This window comes from Bradyrhizobium sp. Kon58 (assembly GCF_055807455.1).
The window spans coordinates 63,852-90,279 of the sequence record NZ_JBVVOT010000032.1 but is presented as its reverse complement, the minus strand read 5'-3'; the positions used below and the strand labels follow the sequence as shown (position 1 = coordinate 90,279).

Sequence of the window (26,428 nt, the reverse complement as noted above, 5' to 3'; positions counted from 1 at the left end):
GGTTTTCCTGCGTGTGCTTTTCGCGCAGCGGACCGCGGGTGCCAGCCGGCACCCGGCCTTCCCTGCGCCCTCTTGGATTTGAGGGTGGAATGACGAAGCAAAGCTCGGGCGAAATGCGCCGCGAGAAGGCGAAGGCGTGTCTGCGGCTACACACTCCCTGTCATCGCCCGGCTTGACCGGGCGATCCAGTATTCCGAGACAGTTATGATTGAACCGAGAAGCCGCGGCGTACTGGATTCCCCGCTTTCGCGGGGAATGACAGTGGTGCTGGGAGGACGAAGCCGTCGCCTCATACTCCGTCATTGCGAGCGCAGCGAAGCAATCCAGTCTGCCGCCGCGGAGGGATTCTGGATTGCTTCGCTACGCTCGCAATGACGATGGGGGAGAGAGTGGGGGCGGCACGCCGTTCTAGCCGCCGAGTATCCTCCGGCAAGCGTCGACGAACACCTGGGCCCCGGTGACGATGTCGGCGTCAGCGGTGTTCTCGGTCCAGTGATGGCTGATGCCGCCGATCGACGGTACGAACAGCATGCCCGCGGGCATGATTGTCGCCAGCATCTGCGCGTCGTGGCCGGCGCCGCTGGGCATGCGGATGGAGCGGCCGCCGGCCAGATCCTTGCTCGCGGCCTCGATCGCGTCCTGGATGCCCGCGTTCATCATGGCCGGCGCGCCGGTGCGCAGTTTTTCTACGGTGACGGTGCAGGGGCCTTTCGCGCTGACCTCGTCCGCCATCGTGCGCAGCAATTCCTCCAGCCGCGCGATGACGGAAGGATCGTCGTCGCGGATCTGGAACAACATCTCGGCACCACCTGGAATGATGCTCGGCGCGCCGGGATCGAGCGTGATGCGGCCGGTGGTCCAGACCGTGCGCGGGCCGCAGCTCTCGGGAAAACGCGCGTCGATGGCGACGCAGAACTTTGCCAGCGCCAGCCCGGCATCCTTCCGTGCAGCCATGCGGGTGGTGCCGGCGTGATTCTGCTCACCGATGAAATTGATCTGGTATTGCCAAATGCCGACGATGGAGGTGACGACGCCGACCGCAAGGCGACCGCTTTCGAGCGTGTCGCCCTGCTCGATATGCGCTTCCAGATATCCAACATGCCGGCCCGGCTCCGCGGCGATGCGCGGTCGTCCTGCGAGCCCCATGTCGGCGAGTGCGTCCCGCATGGTGCGGCCGCTGGTACGGTCGCATGCGGCATCGATGTCGGCCTCGGTCACTTGCCCGACATAGGAGCGCGACCCGAGGAAGTGTCCAAAGTGTCCTTCCTCGTCGCACCAGGCGGCAATTTCGACCGCGCCTTCGAGCGAGGGATCGGCATTGAGCACGCGGGCCGCTTCGAGCGCGTAGACGACACCGAGCGGGCCGTCGAGCCAGCCGGCGTAGTTCTGGCTTTCGAGATGCGATCCCGCCAGCAGCTTGGGTCCCGTCTTTGCGCTGGTGCCGAAGACATTGCCGATGCCGTCGATCGCGGCGGAGAGGCCCGCGTCGGGCAGCTTCCGCACCAGCCAATCCAGCGAAAGCTTGTGCGGCTCGGAGAAGGTCGGCTTGTGCACGCCGGTCTTGTAGGCGCCGATGGCACGGAGCGCATTGAGATCGGCGAGAACGCGCATCCCGTTTGCGCGTGACAAAGTGTCAGGCATGTTCGGCAACCTTCAACGCCTCGGTGCGGATCTCCTCGACCAGCCTTTCCTTCAACTGGACGAATTCGGGCGTAGTCTTGATCTTGTAGGAGCGCGGATGCGGCAGGTCCACATTGATCTCGGCCTTGATGCGGCCGGGGCGTGCGCTCATGACGATGACGCGGCTGCCGAGGAAGATCGCTTCCTCGATGTCGTGAGTCACGAACAGCACGGTCTTCTGGTCGCGCTCCCAGATCGCGAGCAGCATTTCCTGCATCAGGGCGCGCGTCTGGTTGTCGAGCGCGCCGAAGGGCTCGTCGAGCAGCAGGATCTTCGGATCATTGGCGAGCGCGCGCGCGATCGCGGTGCGCTGCTGCATGCCACCGGAGAGCTGCTTTGGCCAATGGTTCTCGAAGCCGGACAGGCCGACTTGGCGGATGAAGGCGTCGGCGATCTTGTTGCGCTCCACCTCGGACACGCCGCGCTCGCGGAGGCCGAAGGCGATGTTCTCGCGCACGGTCAGCCAGGGAAACAGCGTGTAGGACTGGAACACCATGCCGCGGTCTGCGCCCGGGCCGGTGACCTCGCGTCCATCGAGCACCACACGTCCGCCGGTCGGGCGGTCGAGGCCGGCGACGATGCGAAGCAGCGTGGACTTGCCGCAGCCGGAAGGGCCGAGGATGGTGACGAAGTCGTTGTTGCCGATCACAAGATCGGTGGGCTCCAGCGCCCTGGTCGGGGCGTTGCCGTGGCGCGCTGGGAAGGTCCGCGAGACCTGTTCGATCTTGAGGATCGTCATGCGAGCCTCCAGGGAAACAGCCAAGCGTTGAACGCCTTGAACAGGAAGTCCGAGACCAGGCCGATCAGCCCGATCACGATGATGCCGAAGATGATCTGGCCGGTGTTGAGCAGCGCCTGGCTGTCGGTGATCATGTGGCCGATGCCGGAGGAGGAGCCGATCAGCTCAGCGACGATGACATAGGTCCAGGCCCAGCCCAGCACCAGCCGCAGGATCTCGGCGATCTCAGGCGCGGAGGAGGGCAACAGCACGCGGCGGATGATGCCGCGGTCGCTGGCCCCCAGCGTATAGGCCGCCTCGACCAGATCGCGCCGCGTCGTGCCGACGGTGACCGCGATCATCAGGATGATCTGGAACACCGAGCCGATGAAGATGACGAGCAGCTTCTGCAGCTCGCCGATGCCGGCCCACAGGATCAGGAGGGGAATGAAGGCGGAAGCCGGCAAATAGCGCGCAAAGGAGACGAACGGTTCGAGGAACGCCTCGACCGGCTTGTATGCGCCCATCAGCACGCCGAACGGCACGGCGATGATGGCGGCCAGTACGAAGCCGCCGACGACGCGCCAGATCGTCATGCCGATATCGAACAGGAAGCCCTGTTTGATGATCAGATCGACGCCTTCCTGCACCATGGTCAGCGGATTGGCGAGGAACACTTTCGACACGTGGCCGCCGAAGGTCGCCCAGGACCAGAGGGCAACGAACACTACGAAGAACGCAAGGCCGTAAGCCACGCGCTGCCTTGACGTCACGGGATCGAGGGGACGCATCTAAATGTCTATCCGGACGGTGAACAAGTTTACCGGCCCCGTCGCGAGACGGGGCCGGCGGCTCCGAGGAGATTTACTTGATGTAGCTGGCGTCGAAGAGATCCTCGACCTTCGGCGCGGCCTTGATGATGCCGATCTCCAGCAGGAGGTCGGCGGCTTCCTTGTTGAAGGTCAGGAAATCGCCGGCGAAGAATTTCTGGTTCGCGGCCTTGTCCTGCCAGCGCAGATACTTCGCCGAGTTGCCGAACGCCTCGCCGCTCTGCTTCACGTCGGCGCCCATGATCTCGTAGGCTTTGGCCTGGTCCTTGGCGATCATGTCGAGGGCCTCGAAATAGCTGTCGGCGAGCGCCTTGGCGGCCTTCGGGTTCTCGCTGAGGAATTTCGGCGTGCAGCCGAACGTGTCCATGACCATCGGATAGTCGAGCGTGGTCGCAATGATCTTGCCCTTGTCGGGTGCGGCACGAACCGTCGACAGATACGGCTCATAGGTCATGGCGGCATCGTTCTGGCCGGAGACAAAGGCCTGCGCGGCGGCGGCCGGCTCGAGGTTCACGACCGTGACGTCCTTCACCGACAGGCCGTTCTTCTTGAGCATCCAGGCCAGCGCGAAATAGGGCGAGGTACCAGGCGCGGAAGCAGCAACCGTCTTGCCCTTCAGATCCTTGATCGCGGCGAGCTCGTTGCGCACGGCCATGCCGTCGGCGCCGTAGCTCTTGTCGAGCTGGAAGATCTGCTTGGTCGCGACGCCGTTGGCGTTCCAGGAGATCCAGGTCTCCACGGTCGTTGCCGCGCATTGGACGTCACCGGAGGCGATTGCGAGATGGCGGTCCTTCTGCGGAATCTTCTTGATGGTGACGTCGAGGCCGTTCTTCTTGAAGATGCCGGCTTCTTTCGCCAGCGTCAGCGGCGCGAAGCCGGTCCATCCGGAGATGCCGACGCCGACCTTGACGTCGTCGGCGAGCACCGGGGTGGAAGCTGCGAGGGCAATGATTGTCGCAAAAACTTTCGAACTACGCATGATTGTCGTCCTCTTGCCGATCGATGGATTGACGTCCTGTTGATCTTGGTCGGTCCTCCTGGACCCTTGCCCGAAGCGTTGCACGATTTGTGCCGACACGTCCTCTCAGCCTCCTTTGAATCGGGCGACAAGGCGGTGAGAGTCACCGGGATAGAGCAGCCGCACCGCGGTGATGGTGCGCGCGCTGCGCCAGGTATAGCGGTCGATCACGAGGCAGGGTGCGCCGACGGCGATGTCGAGCGCTTCCGCCGTGCGATCGTCCGCGACGATGGCGCTGATCGTATGCTCGGCCTCTGTCCATGGAACATGGTGAAGCAGCCACGAGCCGGGCGGCTCACGCGAAAAATCCGCGGTCGCCGCATCCGGCACCGACGCGAGATCGATCAGCCTGTCCTCGACGGCGAAAGGAACCTTGTCGGCGCTGTGGCGGCAGGTGATCGCGACCACCTTGCCGGCCTTCTTGACGCCGAGGCGGTCGCGGTCGGCAGCGGTTGCGGCGCGGAGCTTGCGACCGATCAGCTCGTAGCTGTAAGCACGTCCGAGCGCGGTGATCTCGGCGCGCATGTCGGCGATCTTGAGCACGGCAGACTGGTGTTGCGGCCGGCGGACGAAGGAGCCGGCACGTCGCCGCCGCTCGATCAGGTCGGCTTGCGCGAGCTCCGACAGCGCCTTGTTCACGGTCATGCGCGAGCAGCCGTAACGCGCCACCAGTTCGTGCTCGAACGGGATGCGATGCCCGGGCGGCCACTCCCCGGTCAGAATGCACTTCTCGATATCGGCGCGAATCCGTTTGTAGAGCGTAGGCTGGTCGGTCGTATCAGTGGCGAGGCTCATGCAACGAGCCTCCGCACCGATGCGTTGAAGCGTTCGCGCGCGGCCTGGCGCAGTCTGTGCCGGCCGCCTTCGACGACCTTGTCGCCGCCGGCCCAGACGCAATCGATCGCACCGCTGCCAGCAGCAAAGATCCAGCCGTCGATGGCGGCGTCGCGCGCGCGTCCCGCCAGCGAGGGATGCGTGATGTCGAGCGTGACGATGTCAGCGCGCGCACCTGGCGTGAGACCGACGGACGTCTGTCCCAGTGCCCACGCGCCGCCTGCAAACGCATGATCGAACAGGGCGCGTCCCGTCGAGCGGCCTGCACCAGCAGAAAGCACGTTGCGCTCGCGGTGCTTGAGCCTTTGGCCATATTCGAGCTGGCGCAGCTCGTCGGCGACGCCGACCAGCACGTTGGAATCCGTGCCGATGCCAAAGGCGCCGCCGGCACCGACGAATTCGCGGGCCGGGAAAATGCCATCACCAAGGCTTGCCTCGGTGATGGGGCAGAGTCCGGCGACCGCGCCGGTCTTGGCGAATGCAGTGACTTCTTCATCCGTCGTATGGGTCGCGTGGATGAGGCACCAGCGTTGGTCGACGGGCGCGTGCTCCAGCAGCCATTGCACCGGACGTCGTCCGGACCAAGCCAGGCAATCCTCGACTTCCTTCACCTGCTCGGCGGCATGAATGTGCACCGGTCCGCCCTCAGCAAGCGGAATGATCGCCGCAAGCTCGGCCGGCGTCACAGCGCGCAAGCTGTGCGGCGCGATGCCGACATTCGCGCCCGGCAATTGTTCGATTGCCTTGCGGGAAGCAGCCATCAGCGCGGAAAATTGATCAACCGTACAGATGAAGCGGCGCTGGCCGGCATGCGGTGCTGTGCCCCCGAAGCCACCATGCGCATAAAAACTCGGCAGCAGCGTCAGCGCAATACCCGAGGCCTCTGCGGCCTGCGCGATGCGCGCGGCCATTTCGCCGATGCCGGCGTAGGGCGAGCCGTCGCGATCATGATGCAGATAATGGAATTCGCCGACGCGGGTGAAACCCTGCTCCAGCATCTCGACATAAAGCAGTGTCGCGACCGTTGCGACGTCGTCGGGCGTCATCGCCAGCGCGAAGCGGTACATCGTCTCGCGCCAGGTCCAGAAGGTATCGGTGCTGTCGCCGCGCAGCTCCGCGAGACCCGCCATGCCGCGCTGGAAGGCGTGGCTGTGCAAGCTCGCAAGTCCCGGAAGCGCGATTTCGTGGCGTTCGTCGCCGGTGGCCGGGGCCACGCCCGGCGTCACCTCGGCGATCGCGCCGGCGGTGATCACCACCTGCACGTCATTGGCCCAGCCCGAAGGCAGGAGCGCGGAGGCGAAATGCAGTCGTGTCATGTTTCCATGCCGGCTGGACAGAACCGCGACACGATTATATGTCTAGACATATAAGTCAAGCATCCCACGCGAAGGGACAGTTGCATGGCAGAGCGCTTCGACCGGATCTGGCATAACGCCCGGCTCGCCACGATGCGGGCCGACCGTCCCGATCTCGGCGAGATCGAGCACGGCGTGATCGCCGCGCGCGGCGGCCATATCGTCTATGCGGGCGCCGCGGCGGACTTTCCGACGGACGCGGATGCCATCGATCGGATCGATTGCGGAGGGCGTTGGATCACGCCCGGTCTCGTCGATTGTCACACTCATCTGGTCTATGGCGGCAACCGCGCCCATGAATTCGAGCTGCGCCTGAAGGGCGCGAGCTATGAGGAGATCGCGCGCGCCGGCGGCGGCATCGTCTCGACGGTGGCTGCGACGCGCAAGGCAAGCGAGGCCGAACTCGCAGCACACGCGCTGCCGCGGCTCGATGCGCTGATTGCCGAGGGTGCCACCACGGTCGAGATCAAATCCGGCTACGGCTTGGACACCGAGACCGAGATGCGGCAGCTGGCCGCCGCGCGAAGCCTGGGTCGTCAGCGGTCGGTCGCGATCCGAACCTCGTTTCTTGGTGCGCATGCCCTGCCGCCGGAGGCCGACGGCGACAAGGATCGCTACATCGATCTCGTCTGCAGGGAGATGTTGCCGGCGGTCGCGAAGGCCGGTTTGGCCGATGCCGTCGATGCCTTCATGGAGGGGATCGCATTTTCCGGCGAGCAGACGGCGCAGGTGTTCGAGACCGCGAGCGGGCTTGGACTGCCGGTCAAGCTGCATGCCGACCAGCTCTCGAATCTCGACGGTGCCGCGCTCGCCGCAAAATTCTCGGCGTTATCGGCCGATCACCTCGAGCACACCGACGAAGCCGGTGCAGCGGCGATGGCGAAGGCCGGAACGGTGGCCGTGCTGCTGCCCGGCGCCTTCTACTTCATCCGCGAGACGCAAAAACCGCCGGTCGAGGCGTTCCGCAAGCACGGCGTTGCCATGGCGCTCGCGACCGACTGCAATCCGGGCAGCTCGCCGCTGACCTCGCTTCTGCTCGCCATGAACATGGGCGCGACGCTGTTCCGGATGAATGTGGCCGAGTGCCTTGCCGGTGTCACTCGCGAAGGCGCGCGAGCGCTCGGCGTGCTCCATGATACCGGCACGTTAGAGGCCGGCAAATGGTGTGACCTTGCGATCTGGGACATCGAGCGCCCCGCCGAGCTGGTCTACCGCATCGGCTTCAATCCGCTGTACCGCCGGGTGTGGAGGGGGCAATGACGGAGCAGCGCGCGCCGATCGTCGTCAAGCCGGGCACGGTCAGCCTCGATGATCTCGCGCGCGTGCTCGAAGCCGCACCTGTCGTTCTCGATCCCTCGTTCTGGCCGCGCATCGATGCGGCCGCGGAGATCGTTGCAAGGGCTGCGCGAGCCGATGCCCCCGTCTACGGCATCAACACCGGCTTCGGCAAGCTGGCCTCGAAGCGCATTCCCCCGGACCAGACCGCGCTGCTCCAGCGTAATCTCATCGTCTCGCATTGCTGCGGCGTCGGTGCGGCGACGCCCGAACCGATCGTCCGCCTGATGATGGCGCTGAAGATCATCTCGCTCGGGCGCGGTGCTTCCGGCGTGCGCCGCGAGGTGATCGAGCAGTTGCAGGCCATGCTGGCGCGACGCATCTCACCGCTGGTGCCGCAGCAGGGTTCGGTCGGTGCTTCCGGCGATCTCGCGCCGCTCGCGCATATGACCGCTGTGATGATCGGCGAAGGGCAGGCGATCGTCGACGGCAAGATCGTATCGGGCCTCGAGGCGCTCGCCGCGGCCGGCCTGCCGCCACTGACGCTCGGTCCCAAGGAAGGGCTCGCGCTGATCAACGGCACGCAATTCTCCACCGCCTATGCCGTCTCCGGCGTGCTGCGCGCATTTCGCCTGGCTCGCGCTGCGCTCGTCACCGGCGCGCTGTCGGTCGATGCGGCGATGGCCTCGACGGCGCCGTTCCGCCCCGAGATCCAGGCGCTGCGCGGTCATTCCGGACAGATCGCGGCGGCGGCAACCTTGATGGCGCTGCTCGACGGCAGCGACATCCGCCTGTCGCATCTCGAAGGCGACGAACGCGTGCAGGATCCCTATTGCCTGCGCTGCCAGCCGCAGGTTGCGGGCGCGGCGCTCGACCTGATCGTGCAGGCGGCGCGGACGCTTGTCGTCGAGGCCAATGCCGTCACCGACAATCCGCTCGTGCTGGTCGAGACCGGCGAGATCGTCTCCGGCGGCAATTTCCATGCCGAACCGGTGGCTTTTGCCGCGGATACCATCGCGCTCGCGCTGTCGGAGATCGGCGCGATCAGCGAGCGGCGCATCGCGACGCTGGTCGATCCCGCGCTCAATTTCGGTCTGCCGCCGTTCCTGACGCCCGATCCCGGGATCAATTCCGGCTTCATGATCGCCGAGGTGACGGCGGCCGCGCTCTATGCCGAGAACAAGCAGCGCGCGGCCGCCTGCTCGATCGATTCGACGCCGACCAGTGCCAACCAGGAAGACCACGTCTCGATGGCCGCGCATGCCGCGCGACGGCTGTCGGACATGGCCGACAATCTCGCCACCATCCTGGGCATCGAGCTGCTGGTCGCCGCCCAGGGCATCACGCTGCGCGCGCCGCATGCAACCAGCGCGCCGCTCGCCGCAGTCATCGCCGCACTGCGCGAGCAGGTGCCGCCGCTCGGCGCCGACCGCTACATGGCCGGCGATCTCGCCAAGGCTGCAGCGCTGGTCGAGGCCGACGCGCTGCCGGCTGCGGCGCTCGCCGTGCTTTCAACCGACCCGTTTCCGACACTTGCCTGACGAGGTGTTCCGCATGAACCGCCGACTGGACAATGACCGCACCATCCGCGCACCCCGCGGCAGCGAAATCAGCGCCAAGAGCTGGTTGACGGAAGCGCCCTTGCGCATGCTCATGAACAATCTCGATCCCGACGTTGCAGAACGTCCGAGCGAGCTCGTCGTCTATGGCGGCATCGGCCGCGCCGCGCGCGACTGGGAGAGCTTTGACCGGATCGTTGCTTCGCTGCGCGAGCTCGAGGACGACCAGACGCTGCTGGTCCAGTCCGGCAAGCCGGTCGGCGTGTTCCGCACCCATGCCGACGCGCCGCGTGTCCTGATCGCAAACTCCAACATCGTGCCGCACTGGGCGACGCTCGATCATTTCAACGAGCTCGATCGCAAGGGCCTGATGATGTACGGCCAGATGACGGCCGGTTCCTGGATCTATATCGGCAGCCAGGGCATTGTGCAGGGCACCTACGAAACCTTCGTTGAAGTTGGCCGCCGCCACTATGGCGGCAGCCTCGCCGGCAAATGGATTCTGACCGCCGGTCTCGGCGGCATGGGCGGCGCGCAGCCGTTGGCTGCGACCATGGCCGGGGCTTCGATGCTGGCGGTCGAATGCCAGCCGAGCCGCATCGAGATGCGTCTGCGCACCGGTTATCTCGATCGCCAGGCCGCGACGCTCGACGAGGCGCTTGCGATCATGGCGGAGGCGACGAAGACGATGAAGGCCATCTCGGTCGGCCTGCTCGGCAACGCCGCGGAGATTTTTCCCGAGCTGGTCCGCCGTGGTGTCAGGCCCGACATCGTCACCGATCAGACCAGCGCGCACGATCCGATCAACGGCTATTTGCCGAAGGGCTGGACGCTGGCCGAGTGGGAGACTAAGCGGGCCACCGATCCAAAAACCGTGGAGCGCGCCTCGAAAACTTCGATGGTTGAGCACGTTCAGGCCATGCTGGATTTCCATGCGCAGGGCATTCCGACGCTCGACTACGGCAACAACATCCGCCAGATGGCGCAGGACATGGGCCTGAAGAACGCCTTCGATTTTCCCGGCTTCGTCCCCGCCTATATCCGTCCCTTGTTCTGCCGCGGCGTCGGGCCGTTCCGGTGGGCCGCGCTGTCGGGCGATCCCGAGGACATCTTCAAGACCGACGCCAAGGTCAAGGAGCTGATGCCTGACGACAAGCACCTGCACAATTGGCTCGACATGGCCAGGGAGCGCATCAAGTTCCAGGGCCTGCCGGCGCGGATCTGCTGGGTCGGGCTCGGCGATCGCGATCGCCTGGGCCTTGCCTTCAACGAGATGGTGGCGCGCGGGGAATTGAAGGCACCCATCGTGATCGGCCGCGATCATCTCGACAGCGGCTCGGTGGCGAGCCCCAACCGCGAAACCGAAGCGATGAAGGACGGGTCGGACGCTGTATCCGACTGGCCCTTGCTCAACGCGCTGCTCAATTGCGCCAGCGGCGCGACCTGGGTGTCCCTGCATCACGGCGGCGGCGTCGGCATCGGTTATTCCCAGCATGCCGGCATGGTGATCGTCGCCGACGGTACGCCGGAAGCGGCGAAGCGGATCGCGCGCGTGCTCTGGAACGACCCTGCCAGCGGGGTCATGCGCCACGCCGACGCGGGCTACGACACAGCGATCGAATGCGCCCGCGACAAGGGGCTCGATCTGCCGGGCCTGGCGACGTAGCCAGGCTCAGTCGCGCGCCAGCAGCCTCGGCATCGTGGTCTTCGCGCCATCCATGAAGGTCTGGACGGCATCGCGAACGATCGCGTCGAGATCGGCCGGGATTGGCGTCGCATAGATGAATTTGCGGATCGCGAGATAGAAAATGCGGCCGTGCAGGCCCCAGAACAGCTCGGTCTCGCGCTCGCCGAGCGGATGTGTCTTTGCTTCGGGCAGTTTCAGGTCGTGGCGCAGCTCGCCGGCCGCCGGCTCGATGATCTCGCGCCTGATGATGTCGAGATAGCGGCCGGTGATGCCGAACGACTTCATGCCAGAGAAGACGAAGATCCGCACCCAATTGTATTCGAACACGCGTTCGACATAGTCGAGATAGAAGCGCGTCAGCCGGGCCTCGAGCGATAGCGAGCGGTCGCGGATCATCGGCCCCCAATCGGGCGACCAGCGGCTGAGATAGACCTCCTGGTAGACACGCTCGATCAGCGCTTCCTTGCTCGGGAAGTGGCGATAGATCGCGGAGTGCGTGATGCCCAGGCGCTTGGCGAGCTCGCGCGTCTGGCCCTCGAAGCCGCGCTCGGCAAAGAATCGGATTGCCTCGTCCAGGATGGCGCGCTCGCGGTCGGCCGCACGCATGTTGCGGCGCTTTGGCGCGGACTTGCTGCCTGTCTCGGCCCGCTTCCGGACCGGTCGCTTCGCCGTTTTCTGCGCTTTGCGGGCCATTTCGTCGCTGAATCGCACGTCCAGCCGTCTTCATAGCCCAACGCGCATTTGTAACCAAATGGTCATTTCCTGTTGACCGGCTTCCGACGGCGTGTCAGGATTTTGAGACCAGATGGTTACAAATCTGGCGTCCCGGCTGATGAGCCGAGGGATCCGAGGAAACGGCGGTGAAGGCGAGGGCTTTCAGCTATCTTCGCGCTGCGACGATCGACCAGGCGCTGGACGCTCACGCGCGCGCCGGTGACGATGCGCGTTTCATTGCCGGCGGCCAGAGCCTCGTGCCGGCGTTGTCGCTGCGGCTGCAGGCGCCACGGCTGCTGATCGATATCACCCACATTGCCGAGCTGCGCGGCGTCAGGCGTGAAGGTGAATTCCTGCGTATCGGTGCGCTGACGCGCCATTGCGAGATGCTGAGCGAGCCGCTGATCGCCGAATTCGCGCCGCTGTTGCATGCGGCTGCGCCCTTCGTCGCCCATCCCGCGATCCGCAACCGCGGCACGTTCGGCGGCAGTGTCGCGCAGGCCGACCCGGCTTCCGAATTTCCGGCGATGACGCTGACGCTCGATGCCGAGATCGAGATTGTCGGGCCTTCGGGCAGCCGGCGCGTCAAGGCCGACGACTTCTTCGTCGACCTGTTCGAGACGGCTCTGCAGCCCGGCGAGCTGATCACCGCGGTCTTCGTCCCGCTGTTCAAGGCCGATCAGCGCTTTGCATTTGACGAACTGGCCCGGCGACGCGGGGACTATGCGCTGGTCGGTTGCGGCATGCTCGCGACCTGCACCGGCGAGCGCATCGACGACATACGGATCTCGTTCTTTTCTGTCGGCAATACGCCGACGCGGGTGAAGGGAACGGAGGCGACGCTCATCGGTTCGAGCCTTGGTGCTGAACGCATCGCCGCAGCGCAGGCCGCCCTCGAAGGTGATCTCGCACCACCTGAAGGCGACGAGGTGCCGCCGGCGATGCGGCTCCATCTTGCCCGCGTATTGCTCGGACGCATGCTCGGACGTCTCGGAGCGGGCGGATGAGCGGCTTCGACGAATCCCTTCTGGATGATGCGGACGAGACCGTGCGCGTTCGCTTCGTCGTCAACGGCCGCAAGGTGGCCTGTGAGGTCGCGCCGCGCGAGACGCTGGTCGATTGCCTGCGCAACGCGCTCGAGCTGACAGGCACGCATGCCGGCTGCGAGATGGGCGCCTGCGGCGCGTGTCTCGTCCAGCTCGACGGCCAAGCCGTGCACGCCTGCCTGATGTTCGCGGTGCAGGCTGACGGCGCCAGGATCGATACGATCGAAGGGCTCACGGAGAGCGGCGTAATCGCTGACCTCCAGGCCGAATTCCACCGCCGCAACGCTCTGCAATGCGGCTTTTGCACGCCGGGCATGCTGGTCAACGCCCACGAACTCCTCTCGCAGGTGACGCGGCCCAGTCGTGAGGACATTCGCGACGCGCTGTCGGGCAATTACTGCCGCTGCACCGGCTATGAAGCGATCGTCGATGCGATCGACGCCGTGGCAAAAGCGCGAAGCGAAAGCGGAGGCCCGATATGAGCGCGCCGCTGACCTCGCTGGATCGCCCGAATTCCTATATCGGCCGCTCCGTGCCGCGCCCGAACGCCAAGCGGCTGCTCGCCGGCCGCGGGCGCTATGTCAGCGACCTCCGGCTGCCGCGGATGCTGTATGCCGCGTTCCTGCGCAGCCCGCATGCGCATGCGAAGATCATTTCGATCGATGCTGGGCAGGCGCGAGCGCTCGAAGGCGTTCATCTCGTCGCGACCGGTGCCGATCTCGCAAAGATCTGCACGCCCTGGACCGGCACGCTCGATCATTTCAAGGGGATGATCTCGGCACCGCAATTACCGCTGCCGCTCGACCGCGTGGTCTGGGCCGGGCAGGCGGTGGTTGCGGTTGTTGCCGAGAGCCGTGCGATCGCCGAGGATGCGCTGGAACTGATCGAGATCGACTACGAAGACCTTCCGATCGTCGCCGATATCGACAGCGCGCGTGAGGGCGGCGGGCCGCTGATCAATCCTGGCAGTGCCAACAATGTCTGCTTCCGCAGCCAGCTCGACAACGGCAGCGTCGACGACGCCTTTGCGCGTGCGGCCCATGTGGTGGAGGAGGAGTTGTCCTTCGGCCGCCATACCGCTGTGACGCTGGAGCCGCGTGCCATCGTTTCCGATTACGATCCTTCGGCCGAGATGCTCACCGTGCATCACGCGACACAGACGCCATATCAGTTCCAGGACCTCTATTCGCGCCACTTCGGCATTCCGGAGGCCCGCGTTCGCGTGATCGCGACCGACATCGGCGGCTCCTTCGGGATGAAGCTGCATGTCTATCATGAGGACATGGCCGTGGTCGGCCTCTCGATCCTGCTCGGCCGCCCCGTCAAATACGTCGCTGACCGCATCGAATCGTTCGTCTCCGACATCCACGCCCGCGACCACCGCGTCCGCGCCCGGATGGCGCTTGATGCCAAGGGCGAGATCCTTGCGATGGACGTGCTGGACCTGACCGCAATCGGGGCGTTTTCGACCTATCCGCGTACAAGCGTGGTGGAGGGCAACCAGGTCATCCGCCTGATCGGCGCGCCCTATCGCTTCAAGAACTACCGCGCGACGCTCGAGGTGCTATTCCAGAACAAGGTGCAGACCAGCCAGTATCGCGCGGTCGGCCATCCCATCGCCTGCGCCGTCACCGAGCGGCTGGTCGACATGGCCGCAGCGAAGCTCGGTCTCGATCCCTTCGCGATCCGAGCGCAGAATGTCATCGCCGATGATGCCTATCCGCAGACCTCGCCGACCGGCTACCGTTTCGAGGCGTTGTCGCATCAGGCCTGCCTGAAGCGGCTGCACGAGATGATGGATCATGACGCGCTGCGCGCCGAGCAGGCGGAGTTGCGCAAGGGCGGCGTCTACCGCGGGATCGGCATTGCGGCCTTTGTCGAGATCACCAATCCAAGTCCCGCGTTCTATGGCGTTGGCGGAGCCCGTATCTCCTCGCAGGACGGTGCGATCATCAGCCTGACGCCATCAGGCGAAGTGCGCTGCCTGATCTCGGTCACGGAGCAGGGGCAAGGCACCGAGGCGATCATCAGCCAGATCGTGGCGGACCAGCTCGGCCTCGCGCAGGAGCACGTCAAGGTCATCACCGGCGATACCGAGGTGACGCCGCATGGCGGTGCGACCTGGGCCTGCCGCGGCGCCGGCATCGGCGGCGAGACTGCGCTCCAGGCCACGCGCGCGCTCAGGCGCAACATCCTGGAAATCGCTGCGCTCATCCTCCAGGAGCAGCCATCGGCACTCGACATCATCGATGGCGAGGTCGTCGACGCTGGCACGCGAAACCAGCGGATGCCGATCTCCGAGATCGCGCGCATTGCCTATTTCCGTTCCGATACGCTACCGCCGGGCACGCAGGCCCAGCTCACCGTGAGCCATCACTTCGCGCCACAGGGCTATCCGTTCGCCTTCACCAACGGCATCCAGGGCTGTTCGCTGGAGGTGGACGTCGAGACTGGCTTCATCAAGATGTTGAAGCATTTCATCGTCGAGGATTGTGGCCGGGTCATCAATCCGATGCTGGTAGACGAGCAGCTCCGCGGTGGCATCGTGCAGGGATTGGGCGCGGCGCTGTTCGAGGAATGCCGCTACAGCGAGACCGGCCAGCTCGTGAACGGCTCGCTCGCCGACTACCTCGTTCCGATGGCGATGGAGATGCCTGACATCGTCATCGCCCATGTCGAGACGCCGACCGCCGACACCGAGCTCGGCGCCAAGGGATGCGGCGAGGCGGGGACGGCGGCGGCGTCGGCCTGTGTGCTGAACGCCGTCAACGACGCGCTCGCACCGTTCGATGCGACGATCAATTCCATCCCGATCACGCCCGCAAGAGTCCTGAAAGCCCTGAAGCGATTCTAGAAAAAAGACATTGGAGGAAATCATGCCCAAATCCGGTTCGACCCTGAAAATATCCCGCCGCACCGCGCTCGCCGGTCTCTCGGCAAGCGCGGCACTGCTCGCCATGCCGCGGCTCGGGCGCGCTGCCGACGAAACGATCCGCATCGGCTTTCCGACCCCGCTGACCGGCCCGTTCGCTGCGGAGGCGCGCGACCAGGTCAAGTGCGCCGAGCTCGCGGTCAAACTCGCCAACGACAAGGGCGGCATCGGCGGCCGCAAGGTCGAGCTGTTGGTGCGCGACGATAAGCTCAATGCCGGCGAGGCCGCGACCCGTACGCTGGAGCTGATCGAGAAGGACAAGGTTCACGCCGTGGTCGGCGCGCTCTCCAGCGCCGTGCAGCTCGCGGTCAACGAAGTCACCCGCGCCCGCGGCGTGATCTATGTTTCGATCAGCCAGTCCGACACCATCAACGAGGCCAAGGATTTCAGCAAATATACCTTCCACGAGGCGCTGAACCCACACATGACGACCGCCGCCGTTGCACGGCAGACCCTGAAGAAGGGCATGAAGGTTGCCCATCTCGTCGCAGACTACGCGTACGGGCATGAGATGCTGCGTGGCTTCAAGCGCGCGCAGGCGGCGATCGGCGCGGACAATGTCGGCGAGATCCTGCATCCGTTCGGCGCTGCCGACTATTCCACCTTCATGCCGCGCCTGATGTCGCTGCGGCCGGACGTGCTCTGCATCTCCAATTTCGGCCGCGACCAGGCCAATGCGATCAAGCAGGCGGTTGATTTCGGCGTCAAGCAGCAGATGAAGATCGTCGTGCCGGTGATCCTGCACAACCAGCGGCTCGCGGTCGGCCCCGACGTGTTCGAGGGCGTGGTCGGCGGCGCCAACTATTACTGGGGCCTGGAGACGCAGAGCAAGTCCGCCGCCGCTTTCAACACCGCCTTCAAGGCAGCCAATGGCGGCGCCATCCCGACCGACTACGGCGCCTACGGTTATGCCGGCGTCGGGTCGCTGCTGGCGGCCATGCAAACCGCGGGTGGCACCGAGACCGACAAGGTCGTCGATGCCCTGGAGAAGCTGCAATACGACCTGACCAAGGGTCCGCAGCATTACCGCAAATGCGACCACCAGTCGGTGCAGCCGGTGCTGGTGCTGGAGTCCAAGAAGAAGTCCGCCATGGCCAGCGACAACGATCTGTTCGCCATTCTCGCCAACGACACCGGCTCCGACGACATGCTGCGCAGTTGCAGCGAGCTGGGCCACGCGACCTGAAGCCCGGGCAATGGACCTGTCGCTGATCATCATGCAGCTTCTTTCCGGGATCGCCCTTGGGGCGGTCCTGGTGATCACTGCGCTTGGACTGACGATCGTGTTCGGCATGCTCGGGGTGGTCAATTTCGCTCATGGCGCGCTGTTCATGATCGGGGCCTATGCGGGGCTGTATCTGGCGTCTCTCACCGGAAGCTTCTGGTGGGGATTGCTGCTGGCGCCCATCCTGATCGGCGCCTTCGGCATGCTGATCGAGTTCATCCTGATCCGAAGGCTCTATGGGCGCTCGATCGACGATCCGCTGCTCCTTACTTTCGGCCTCAGCTACATCCTGGTCGAGGGCGTCCGGATCGTGTTCGGCAGCGACGGCATCCCGTTTCCGACCCCGCCGCAGCTGATCGGCGTGCTCGATCTCGGCATCGGCTTCTTCCCGCGCTACCGCCTGTTCGTCATTGCGCTGGTGGCGGTGGTGCTCCTGGTGCTCTGGCTGACGCTGGAGAAGACCCGGATCGGCTTGATCGTGCGCGCGGGCGCCCGCGATCCCACCATCATGCAGGTGCTCGGTGTCGACATCGGCCGGGTCTGGCTCGCAATCTTCGGGCTAGGCGTCGGGCTGGCCGCGCTCGGCGGCGTGCTCGCGGGTCCCATGCGCAGCGTCAATCCGGAGATGGGATCGCTGGTGCTGGCGGAAGCCTTCGTGGTGACCGTGATTGGCGGCCTCGGCTCGATCGTAGGGGCCGTCGTCGCAGGTCTCATGGTCGGCATCTCGATCAGCCTGGTCGCGCTGTTCGCGCCGGAGATGGCGACCATCGTCATGTTCGCGCTGATGGCCGTGGTGCTGCTGATCCGCCCGCAGGGGCTGTTCGGCATCAGAGGGAGGACCGCGTGACCTCACCATCGAGTGGCGAAGCGGTCGCCAGACCGTCGTCCAACGGGCTCAGCCGGCTTCTCGAGCAACGCGTGTTGCTCTCCATCGCGGTGCTGGCTGTGTTGCCCTGGCTGCTGCCGTCCCACGCGCTGGCCGTCAACGTCCTGATCTATGGCGTCGTGGTGATGGGCTACAATCTGCTGTTCGGCTACACGGGGCTGTTGTCGTTCGGCCAGGCCGCGTTCTTCGGTGCGGGCGCCTACTTCACCGGCATTGCGATCGGCCGTTACGGCGTGCCCTGGTTCGCCGCGGTGCCGATTGCCGTCCTGCTCAGCACCGGCCTCGCCGCCGCGATCGGCATCGTCTCGACGCGCACCCGCGGCATCTACTTCTCCATGGTGACGCTCGCGCTGGCTCAGCTCGTTTATTACGTCGCGCTCCAGGCCTCGTCTTTCACCGGTGGCGAGAATGGCCTGCGCGGCTTTACCGTCGATCGCATCAGCCTGTTCGGCTTCCCCGTCAATTTCCTCGACCCCGTCAACAAATATTATGTGCTGATGGCCTTCGCCGCATTGGCCATGTGGTTCCAGTCGCGCATTCTGAACTCGCCCTTCGGGGCCGTGATCGAGGCAATCCGCGAGAACGAGCAGCGGGCGCGGGCCTGTGGCTATGACGTCGAGCGCAGCAAGCTGATCGTGTTCATGCTGTCGGGCGCGATCTCCTCGCTCGGTGGCTGCATGCTGGCGCTACATCTGTCGATCGTGCCGCTCGACATCCTGCATTACCAGACCTCGGGCATGATCGTGATGATGGTGCTCCTCGGCGGCGCGCGCAGCTTCTTCGGGCCGTTCGTTGGTGCAGCGGCGTTCCTGATTCTCGAGGACGTCATCTCGGTCTGGACCCCGCACTGGCAGCTCTTCGTCGGCGCGATCTTCGTCCTGTTCGTGCTGTTCCTGCCCAAGGGCATCTGGGGCACGCTGCTCGACACATTGGGTGTCGGAAAGGCGCGGCCATGAGCGGCGAATTGCTTCGTGCCGAGGGAATAGGGAAGCACTTCGGCGGCTTCGTCGCGCTCGAAGGCATCACCGTGTCTTTTGCGGCCGGACAGCTCACCTCGATCATCGGGCCGAACGGCGCCGGCAAAAGCACGTTCTTCAACATCCTCTCCGGCGCGCTGACACCGACGTCAGGCAAGCTGCATTTCAGAGGACGCGAGCTGAACGGCCTTCCGCAGCATCGGTTCGTGCATCAGGGCATCTCGCGCTCTTATCAGATCACAAACATCTTCCCGGACCTGTCGGTGCACGAGAACGTCCGCGTGGCGGCGCAGGCGCTGACCGTGAGCTACGACATCTGGCGCAACCGTGCCCGACTTACGGAGCTCAATGCCCGCGCTGATGCCGCACTCGACGCAGTGGGGCTATCTGGCAGGCGCGCCGAACTGGCGAAGTTCCTGTCGCATGGCCAGCAGCGCGCGCTGGAGATCGCAATTGCGTTGGTCTCGGAGCCGGAATTGCTTCTGCTCGACGAGCCGACCGCCGGCATGGGGCCGGAGGAGACCAAGGACATGGTCGCGCTGCTCGAACGGCTCGCCGAGAAGCGCACCGTGCTTCTCGTCGAACACAAGATGAAGATGGTGCTGGGCCTATCCAAGCGCGTCGTGGTGCTACATCATGGCCGCTTGCTTGCGGACGGCGCGCCCGATGAGATCAGGAGCAATCCGGAGGTCCGCCGGGTCTATCTCGGACAAAGTGAAGGCTATGGCTGAGACTGCATTGCTCGAAATTGAGGATCTCCACGCCTGGTATGGCGCGAGCCACGTCCTTCACGGCATTTCCTTGCATGTGCAGCCCGGCGAGGTCGTTGCCCTTGTCGGCCGCAACGGGGCCGGGAAGACCACCACGCTGCGGTCGATGATGGGCCTGATGCCGAAGGCGACGGGTCGCGTGCGCTTTGCGGGCCGGGAGCTTCTGCAGCTTCGCGCCCATCAGCGCTTCCATCTCGGCCTTGCCTACGTCCCCGAGGAGCGCCGCATCGTCCCCGGTCTCTCCGTGCGCGAGAACCTTCGTCTCGGCCTCGTCGCGGCAGGAAGCGACATCGATGAGCGCGTCGCGATCGACGAGATCGCCGAGACCTTTCCGCGCCTGAAGGAGCGCCTCGGCCAGGAGGGTGTCACGCTGTCAGGCGGCGAGCAGCAGATGCTGGCGATTGCACGCGCCTTGATCGCAAAGCCCAAGATGCTTCTGCTCGACGAGCCGTCGGAGGGCATCATGCCTGTGCTGGTCGAGGAGATGGGCGTGCTGTTCCGTCGGCTGCGCGACGAGGGCAAGACGCTGCTCCTGGTCGAGCAGAACGTCGAATGGGCGCTGCGGCTCGCTGACCGTGCCGTGATCATCGATCAGGGTGAAGTCGTGCATCAAAGCAGCGCCGCGGCGCTGCTGGCGGACAAGGACATCCAGGAGCGCTACTGCGCGGTCTGACTTTAGGCCACGACCCTGGATACGGCGCCGCCGAGGCGCTGGCGTTCCTTGGCGAGATACTCGTCGATCGCGTCGCCATGCATGGGCTTTGCGAAATAGTAGCCCTGGATGAAGTCGCATCCCAGCCGGCGCAGGGTGTCGAGCTGAGCGCGAGTCTCGACGCCCTCGGCGACGCAGGCGATCTCCATGTCGTCACAGAGGCCCGTGAGGGACTTGATGATCTTGTGGCTCACTGGATTGTCGTTGACGTCGGCGATGAAGCTGCGGTCGATCTTGATTTTGTCGAGCGGGAGCCAGTGCACGTGGCTCAGCGAGGAGTAGCCGGTGCCGAAATCGTCCAGCGAAATGCCGCAGCCCATCGCCTTCAATGCTGCGATCGACTGTTGTGCGCGTACGAAATCGAAGGTGACGGCGGTCTCGGTGATCTCGAAGTCGATCCGGTGCGGCGGCAGCCCGCTCTTCTCGACGATCGTGATCAGCGGCAGGATGCCCTCGGGCGAGCAGACGTCGTGGGCAGACAAGTTGAACGACAGGCGGATGTGGTCGGGCCAGGTCCTGGCCGTCGCGAGCGCGCGTACCAGGAGCGCCTGCGTCAGCGGCCGGATCAGGCCAATGCGCTCGGCGGCCGGAATGAAATCGGCCGGCGAAACCAGGCCGAGGCGGGAGCTGTGCCAGCGCGCCAGGACCTCGAAGCCGGCGGTATGCTCGCTCATGGCGTCCACGATCGGCTGGTACACCAGGTCCATCTCGGTGCTGAAATCGGCGGTGCGCAGCAAATTCTCGATGACGCCGCGGCTGCGGATCTCGGCCTCGAGCTCGCTCGAGAAGATCACGGTGCGGCCGCGCAGATGGCGCTTGGCGTGATAAAGCGAATAGTCGGCGCATTCATAGAGCGCTTCTGCCGTCGTTGCCGATTGCGGGAACAGCGCGAAGCCGATCGAACAGGACAGCCCGGTATGGGCGGTGTCGAGCTGGTAGGGCAGCTTGACCTGGTCACCAACACGTTCGCCGAGCCGCATCAGATCCGCATCGTCAGGGTCGCCGCACACGACGAGGCCGAACTCGTCGCCGCCGAGCCTGGCGAATTCCACCCGCTGCGGACCGAAGCCCTCGCAGACCTCGCGGATGCGCCGGCCCGCCTCGATCAGAACGCGGTCGCCAACCGAATGGCCGTAATTGTCGTTGATCGGCTTGAAGCCATCGAGGTCGATGATCCCGACCGCGACGCGAACGTTTCTGCGCTCGGCATCGGTGAACGCGCTCGACAGCTCGGCGAAGAAGCGGCGGCGGTTCGGCAATTCCGTCAGGGAATCGAGGTTGGCGAGGCGGAAGTTCTCGTCCGAAAGGGCCTGGGTGGCGGCCTGCTGCGCCAGCAGCGATTTGCGGCTCGCGACGAGATCGGCGAAGTCACGATAGTAGATGAACAGTACCGTCACCATCGCCCCCGACACGAGCAGATTGTTGACGGCGATCGCCTTCAGCGTCGGCTCGCCGGTGGCCCAGAAGAACACTACATAGGGCACGTCGACGACCAGCGTCACGATCAGTGCCGCCGAGCGCAGATGCATCAGCGAGAAGATGCAGCCGATCACGGTCACCGCCATGTAGAAGGCTACCTGACTCTTGGCGAAAGCATCGCCGTAAGGATAGAGCGCGAAGGACCATGCGGTGAAGCCTGCGCCGATCGGCGCCGCGATCCAGTTGGTAAAGCGCAGATTGCGCAGGATGTCGGCATCGGTGCGCACGACACGGCGCTGGCGCAGCCACCAGAATGTGCGAAAGCCTGTGATCGCGATCAACAGGGCGGGCACGATCATACTGAGCGAGGGCGGTGCCAGCGGCACATAGGTATAAGCCACCGCGATCGTGTTTGTGATCAGGATGAAATAGAGCAGCGGGATTTGTTTTGAGAAGGCGTCGAATTGCGCGCGCATCAGCTCCGGATTGTCGGCCGGCACCCGAAACAGCTCTGCAACGGCAGCTAGATGAGACTTCAAATTGGTGACAGGCATTGCAATATCAGCCCTGAATTCCTTCAAAACGGGGGCGATCTTGCACGGCGGGGGTAAAGGGGGCGTTAGATTGGAGTCCTCGCGAGAGGTTCGACGCGCCGCGGATCTTCTCGATCCGCGCACCGGTCAGGTTGCGTTAACGATATCCGGCGGCGGAAGTGCGGGGATTGGCTGAAAGAGCCCGCATAAGATGCGGTACGCTCTGCTAACCATATGCGCCGGCGCAACCTATTGTCGCACCGACAGCGGTGCGAGCCGGCATGCCGGCTTCACCTCTCCCCCGGAGAGAAGGAGAGGTGAAGATAGCGCGAGACGATCGCTATTTCTTCTCGAGCGCGGCGGTCTGCTTGGCGAGCTGCTTGTCGAAATCTTCCGACAGGGTTGTGGCGTAGGCTGCGAGCTCACCCGGCTTGACGAACGGGTTCGGTGCGCCGTCCTTCATTTCGGCGCGCTTGGCCTGCATGCCATAGACCTCCGGATGCGGCCCGAGCAGCACGTCGATCTTCATCGCCTTCACTTTGGCGTAGGTCGCACGGTAATCGTCGACGATTCCGGCGTGGGTCGGCTGGCCCACCAGCCGGTTCAACGCCACCGTGCCGCTACAGAAGAACAGCACCTCGCGGTCCTGATTGCCGTCCTTGACGGTCATCTCCCAACTCGTGCAGCCAGGCGAATGGCCGGGGGTGGCGTGAGCCGTCAGCGTGGTGTCGCCGAGCGTGATCTTGTCGCCTTCCTTCACGGCGCGATCGACCTTCACTGCGGGGAAGGCGAGGTCCTCGTTCTTCTCGTCGCCAGGATAATAGCCGCCTTCCAGCAGCGGCTTGTCGCGTTCGCCGGCGATCAGCTGCGCGCCGGTCTCCTTCTTGATTTCGGCGAAACCGCCGGTGTGGTCGAAATGCGCGTGCGTGTTGAGGATGATCTTGATGTCCGAGACCTTGAGACCGAGCTTGGCAATGTTGTCCTTGATCATGCCGGTGGATTCCGGAAGCGCCGTATCCATCAGGATCAGGCCTTGTGAGGTCTTGATGATGTAGACGGCGATGCCGTCAGTGCCGACATAGTAGATGTTGCCGATGAGCTGGAACGGCTCGAACGGCGTGGTCCATTTCTTGGTGACCACCGCCAGGAAGTCCTTGACGGTCTGCGCCTGCGCGCCGGTTGCGAGGAACGCCAGCGCGCACAGCGCGGCCGTGAACTTCTTCATGGTTTGTCTCCCGGGATTGTTCTTGCAGATTGTTCTTGCAGATTGTTCTTGTCGTCTTGATCGGGCGCGGCCTTCGCGCGGCCGGCCGGCAAGCTACGTCGTGCGAGGTGCGGCAGCAACGGCCACATGTCTGAAAAATTTCGTGGCATGCGTGGAATAACCGAGTCTGTCCGTTTTGAGCATGGCGGCCATTGCGGTAACGCGGCCGGGCGGGATTTGACCGCGCGCAGTCGGCTCGCCATACTTCGCCCCAAGGCGAGCCAGAAAGACTCGTCGGCATCGGGAGCTGAAATGACCAATTCGTTGTCCATCCTTGCGGGGACGCTGATTTCCCTCGTCTCCTTCACTTCGATTGCCTTCTCGCAGCCGGCCTGCGTCACCCAGAACATGGTGGTGCCGCCTGGGGCCAACAGCACCGACAAGGCGGGCCCGTTCTTCATCGATACGACGGGTCTCGACTTCAAGACGGCGCCTCCGACGCGTGATCCCGCCAATCCCAATTATCCACGCGCCACTGAGCTTCCTGACGGAACGCTGCCGCCAGCGGGTGCCGAGGGCAATTTCATCATCGGTCCCACCCACAATCCTGCGCCGGAGACGGTCGCGAAGGAGGGCGTGCCGCGCGGGACGACAAAATCTTTCACGCTGTCGTCGAAGGAGAGCACCATCTACAATCCCGGCCTGATCCGCGACGATCTTGCCGGTTGCACCAATTCCTCGATCATGACGACCGTCACGGCGCCGGACGACAAGTCGCACATGATCGTCACCACCAGCCATCCCGGCGTCTGGTCGCGCACTATCGACGTCTATGTGCCGGCGCAATATGTGCGCGGCAGCGAGGCGCCGTTCATCGTGGTCGGCGACGGCGGCTCCAACGCCTACAAGGATCTCGCCGTCACGCTCGACAATCTGATCGCGCAGCGCCGCGTGCCGCCGATGATCGCGATCCAGATCGGCAATGGCGGGCAGGACGCGCAGGGCAGTCAGCGCGGCCGCGAATATGACGCGGTGTCAGGCGCCTACGCGCAATTCGTCGAGCGTGAAGTGCTGCCGCTGGTCGAAAAGAATGCCGACGTCAGGCTGACCAAAAATTCCGATGGGCGTGCGACCATGGGGCTGAGTTCGAGCGGCGTGGCAGCCTTCACCATGGCGTGGTTCTATCCCGATCTCTATCACCGCGTGCTGGCGTTCTCGCCGACCATGGTCAACCAGCAATGGCCGCATGACCCGTCGCTGCGCGGCGGCGCCTGGGAATATCACAGCGCATGGCCGGGGCCGGCCACACCCAATCTCATCTCCAAGGCGGGCGTGCTCACGCCGGCCGAGCCGCCCGGCGTGCCGCTGATCGTCGCTGCGCCGACCAAGCCGATCCGCTTCTGGTTCTTCGGCGGCGACCAGGACCTGTTCTATCCGAACCCCACGATTCCCGACGGCATGCACGACTGGACCCTCTCCAACGCGCTGATGGCCAAGGTGCTGGCGGAGAAGGGCTACCACTATCAGTTTCTGTTCGTACGCAACGCCAAGCACGTCGACCGGCCCACGATCGCGCAGACGCTGCCGTCGGCGCTGGAGTGGGTCTGGAAGGGCTACGCGATCCCCTGAGCGAAGTGGCCTAGCGTCCGATCGTCACGCCGGCGGTCGAGCGCATGGCATCTTTGAGGCTCGTCGCGTTCTTGTCGTCGAGGACCTCTCGCGTCAGCACGGTGGTCTGGCCGGGCGTGTTGAGGATCGTCTCTCCGCGCGAAGAGGAGAGGCGGTCGGCTTTGTAGGATGACGCCCGATCGGTCGCGGGCGCATGGCGTGGCAGCTTGCCGGCGTCTGCAAACGATGTCTGCGAGACACAGAGGGCGGCGATCGCGGTCAGTCGCAATGATTTTGCGGGCATGCGATCTCCCAAATTCAGGGCGTTAGCCTATCATATGGGCTGGTCGTCGCAGGAAATAAGGGGTCAGGCGAGAGCGGCCTGGCGTTCCCGTATTGGTTCGCGGACCCGATCCGGTTTTCCCGGCTCCGCGAGCCGCGTAAAACTGCGCTGGCTCGCATGCGCGGGTGCTTCGACGATCACGCCCTCGCAGATGATTTGTCCGCCGAGCATCCTGAATTCCAGCTTGTCGTAGCGCGGCATCGTCTCGCCAGGCGCGGGCGGCAGCAGCCCGACGCTTCCTTGGATGTTCAGCGTGGCATCACCGGCACCGTGGAGGCGCGGATTCCACATCCTGATTCCGGTCTCCGCCCAGCGCTGCCGGATCAGCGCGGCGCGGTCGGCGGGTTCTGCGATCTTTGCACGAATCTTCGGCGCGCTGGTGATCCCCGGAGCGGGAGCCTCGAGGGCTGGCTCCGGCGCAATATCCGTGACGACGCTGGGCGTGCTGGCGACGACTTCCGCCGCGCTGGAGGCAAGCGCGACACGCGTGTCGTCGAGGGTTGAGCAAGTATCCACGTCGACGGCGGAGGAATGCTCGTCGTTGATGGCGAAAGCGGGGGCATCAACCGGCACGACCTCGACAGACGAGGCCTTCTCCGCGACAACGGGCTCAACGTCGGCCGCGGGTTCGGGAGATGGATCGCTGTTGATGATGAGTTCGGGGACGTCGACCGTCTCACGCTCGACATCGATGGTCGCGACCGAAGCTTCCTCCACGACGACCGGCTCGACTTCCGCCGCCGTCTCCCGGGTTGAATCGCCGCTGCCGCTGACATCGGCTGGCGCTTCCGACGGGCTCTCCGCGATGACGGGTCTGGCGGTCCCGTCTTCGGCGGCTGAAGCGGCGGCCACAACGTCGCAGTTTGACGTATCCGCGCTGATGCTGGTGTCCAGAGCCGGAGCGGCTTCTAAAATGTCGGCAACGAGGCCGGACGAGGCGTCCGCGGCATCAGGCGCGACGTCGATGCTGCCGCCGTGCGGCGCGGGCCGGAGCCGGTTGAACGCCCATTTCACCGCGGGGATGCGGCGCAGCAACGATATCAGTCTCGAAAGCACTGGGAGTTGTCCAAGAGGTACTCGGCTTGAGGCCATCGCTGATTCGC

The 26,428-nt window shown here is 64.8% G+C and carries 23 protein-coding genes; 12 read left to right on the top strand and 11 right to left on the bottom strand.

The features are described from left to right. Nucleotides 1-408: 408 nt before the first annotated feature. From AC0L20_RS33595 to AC0L20_RS33570, 6 genes are all read right to left on the bottom strand, one after another. Nucleotides 409-1,641 carry a hydantoinase/carbamoylase family amidase gene (locus AC0L20_RS33595; protein ID WP_473294792.1) on the bottom strand — a complete coding sequence of 411 codons (1,233 nt, stop codon included), beginning with the start codon at nucleotides 1,639-1,641 and terminating at the stop codon, nucleotides 409-411. After that, nucleotides 1,634-2,419, bottom strand: coding sequence for an ABC transporter ATP-binding protein (locus AC0L20_RS33590; RefSeq protein ID WP_473294791.1), 786 nt, complete (start codon nucleotides 2,417-2,419; stop codon nucleotides 1,634-1,636). The genes AC0L20_RS33595 and AC0L20_RS33590 overlap by 8 nt, the downstream gene beginning before the upstream one ends. Then, the gene (locus AC0L20_RS33585) at nucleotides 2,416-3,189 is read right to left on the bottom strand and encodes an ABC transporter permease (protein ID WP_007601313.1); all 774 of its coding nucleotides are present in this window, start codon (nucleotides 3,187-3,189) and stop codon (nucleotides 2,416-2,418) included. Before AC0L20_RS33585 ends, AC0L20_RS33590 begins: the two co-directional genes overlap by 4 nt. 73 nt (nucleotides 3,190-3,262) lie before the next feature. Then, complete coding sequence (locus AC0L20_RS33580) at nucleotides 3,263-4,207, bottom strand: ABC transporter substrate-binding protein (protein ID WP_473294790.1); 945 nt, start codon at nucleotides 4,205-4,207, stop codon at nucleotides 3,263-3,265. A 105-nt stretch (nucleotides 4,208-4,312) separates the two neighbouring features. After that, nucleotides 4,313-5,041 carry a histidine utilization repressor gene (gene hutC, locus AC0L20_RS33575; protein WP_473294789.1) on the bottom strand — a complete coding sequence of 243 codons (729 nt, stop codon included), beginning with the start codon at nucleotides 5,039-5,041 and terminating at the stop codon, nucleotides 4,313-4,315. Continuing rightward, entirely contained in the window at nucleotides 5,038-6,396 is a 1,359-nt protein-coding gene (locus AC0L20_RS33570) for a formimidoylglutamate deiminase (RefSeq protein WP_473294788.1), read from the bottom strand. The genes hutC and AC0L20_RS33570 overlap by 4 nt, the downstream gene beginning before the upstream one ends. An 84-nt stretch (nucleotides 6,397-6,480) precedes the next feature. On the opposite strand from AC0L20_RS33570, the gene hutI reads away from it, so the two are divergent. From hutI to hutU, 3 genes are read left to right on the top strand one after another with little or no spacing between them, the layout of a single operon-like run. Then, on the top strand, nucleotides 6,481-7,695 hold the full coding sequence (hutI, locus tag AC0L20_RS33565; protein ID WP_473294787.1) for an imidazolonepropionase: 1,215 nt from the start codon (nucleotides 6,481-6,483) through the stop codon (nucleotides 7,693-7,695). Beyond that, a complete protein-coding gene (gene hutH, locus AC0L20_RS33560) occupies nucleotides 7,692-9,251 on the top strand; it encodes a histidine ammonia-lyase (RefSeq protein WP_473294786.1) in 1,560 nt (519 codons plus the stop codon). The genes hutI and hutH overlap by 4 nt, the downstream gene beginning before the upstream one ends. 13 nt (nucleotides 9,252-9,264) lie before the next feature. After that, entirely contained in the window at nucleotides 9,265-10,935 is a 1,671-nt protein-coding gene (hutU, locus tag AC0L20_RS33555) for a urocanate hydratase (RefSeq protein ID WP_473294785.1), read from the top strand. 6 nt (nucleotides 10,936-10,941) lie between these two features. Here the strand turns inward: hutU and AC0L20_RS33550 are convergent, their stop codons facing one another. Beyond that, on the bottom strand, nucleotides 10,942-11,562 hold the full coding sequence (locus AC0L20_RS33550) for a TetR/AcrR family transcriptional regulator (protein WP_027519406.1): 621 nt from the start codon (nucleotides 11,560-11,562) through the stop codon (nucleotides 10,942-10,944). Between the two features lie 254 nt (nucleotides 11,563-11,816). On the opposite strand from AC0L20_RS33550, the gene AC0L20_RS33545 reads away from it, so the two are divergent. The 8 genes from AC0L20_RS33545 to AC0L20_RS33510 are packed head-to-tail and all read left to right on the top strand — an operon-like array spanning nucleotide 11,817 to nucleotide 20,179. After that, complete coding sequence (locus tag AC0L20_RS33545) at nucleotides 11,817-12,677, top strand: FAD binding domain-containing protein (protein WP_473294784.1); 861 nt, start codon at nucleotides 11,817-11,819, stop codon at nucleotides 12,675-12,677. Then, nucleotides 12,674-13,198 carry a (2Fe-2S)-binding protein gene (locus AC0L20_RS33540; protein WP_473294783.1) on the top strand — a complete coding sequence of 175 codons (525 nt, stop codon included), beginning with the start codon at nucleotides 12,674-12,676 and terminating at the stop codon, nucleotides 13,196-13,198. The genes AC0L20_RS33545 and AC0L20_RS33540 overlap by 4 nt, the downstream gene beginning before the upstream one ends. Then, a complete protein-coding gene (locus AC0L20_RS33535) occupies nucleotides 13,195-15,570 on the top strand; it encodes a xanthine dehydrogenase family protein molybdopterin-binding subunit (RefSeq protein WP_473294782.1) in 2,376 nt (791 codons plus the stop codon). Before AC0L20_RS33540 ends, AC0L20_RS33535 begins: the two co-directional genes overlap by 4 nt. A 22-nt stretch (nucleotides 15,571-15,592) precedes the next feature. Further along, nucleotides 15,593-16,834: an ABC transporter substrate-binding protein gene (locus AC0L20_RS33530; RefSeq protein WP_473294781.1), complete on the top strand. Its 1,242-nt coding sequence runs from the start codon at nucleotides 15,593-15,595 to the stop codon at nucleotides 16,832-16,834. Between the two features lie 10 nt (nucleotides 16,835-16,844). Then, nucleotides 16,845-17,720, top strand: a complete 876-nt coding sequence (locus AC0L20_RS33525) for a branched-chain amino acid ABC transporter permease (protein ID WP_473294780.1) — start codon at nucleotides 16,845-16,847, stop codon at nucleotides 17,718-17,720. Beyond that, on the top strand, nucleotides 17,717-18,715 hold the full coding sequence (locus tag AC0L20_RS33520; RefSeq protein WP_473294779.1) for a branched-chain amino acid ABC transporter permease: 999 nt from the start codon (nucleotides 17,717-17,719) through the stop codon (nucleotides 18,713-18,715). The genes AC0L20_RS33525 and AC0L20_RS33520 overlap by 4 nt, the downstream gene beginning before the upstream one ends. Next, nucleotides 18,712-19,467, top strand: a complete 756-nt coding sequence (locus tag AC0L20_RS33515; protein WP_247459627.1) for an ABC transporter ATP-binding protein — start codon at nucleotides 18,712-18,714, stop codon at nucleotides 19,465-19,467. The genes AC0L20_RS33520 and AC0L20_RS33515 overlap by 4 nt, the downstream gene beginning before the upstream one ends. Continuing rightward, complete coding sequence (locus AC0L20_RS33510) at nucleotides 19,460-20,179, top strand: ABC transporter ATP-binding protein (protein ID WP_473294778.1); 720 nt, start codon at nucleotides 19,460-19,462, stop codon at nucleotides 20,177-20,179. The genes AC0L20_RS33515 and AC0L20_RS33510 overlap by 8 nt, the downstream gene beginning before the upstream one ends. 2 nt (nucleotides 20,180-20,181) lie before the next feature. On the opposite strand, the gene AC0L20_RS33505 is transcribed toward AC0L20_RS33510, so the two are convergent. Together AC0L20_RS33505 and blaBJP are read right to left on the bottom strand one after the other, a co-directional pair. Continuing rightward, entirely contained in the window at nucleotides 20,182-22,191 is a 2,010-nt protein-coding gene (locus AC0L20_RS33505) for a putative bifunctional diguanylate cyclase/phosphodiesterase (RefSeq protein WP_473294777.1), read from the bottom strand. Nucleotides 22,192-22,510: 319 nt separating this feature from the next. Further along, entirely contained in the window at nucleotides 22,511-23,395 is an 885-nt protein-coding gene (blaBJP, locus tag AC0L20_RS33500) for a BJP family subclass B3 metallo-beta-lactamase (RefSeq protein ID WP_473294776.1), read from the bottom strand. A gap of 291 nt (nucleotides 23,396-23,686) precedes the next feature. Here blaBJP and AC0L20_RS33495 point away from each other — a divergent pair, with 291 nt between their 5' ends. After that, nucleotides 23,687-25,003: an alpha/beta hydrolase gene (locus AC0L20_RS33495; protein ID WP_473294775.1), complete on the top strand. Its 1,317-nt coding sequence runs from the start codon at nucleotides 23,687-23,689 to the stop codon at nucleotides 25,001-25,003. Nucleotides 25,004-25,013: 10 nt separating this feature from the next. Here the strand turns inward: AC0L20_RS33495 and AC0L20_RS33490 are convergent, their stop codons facing one another. Together AC0L20_RS33490 and AC0L20_RS33485 are read right to left on the bottom strand one after the other, a co-directional pair. Then, a complete protein-coding gene (locus tag AC0L20_RS33490) occupies nucleotides 25,014-25,286 on the bottom strand; it encodes a TonB-dependent receptor plug domain-containing protein (RefSeq protein WP_473294774.1) in 273 nt (90 codons plus the stop codon). A gap of 63 nt (nucleotides 25,287-25,349) precedes the next feature. Further along, nucleotides 25,350-26,381 (bottom strand): hypothetical protein, encoded by a 1,032-nt coding sequence (locus AC0L20_RS33485; RefSeq protein WP_473294773.1) that lies wholly within the window; start codon nucleotides 26,379-26,381, stop codon nucleotides 25,350-25,352. Between the last annotated feature and the right edge of the window lie 47 nt (nucleotides 26,382-26,428).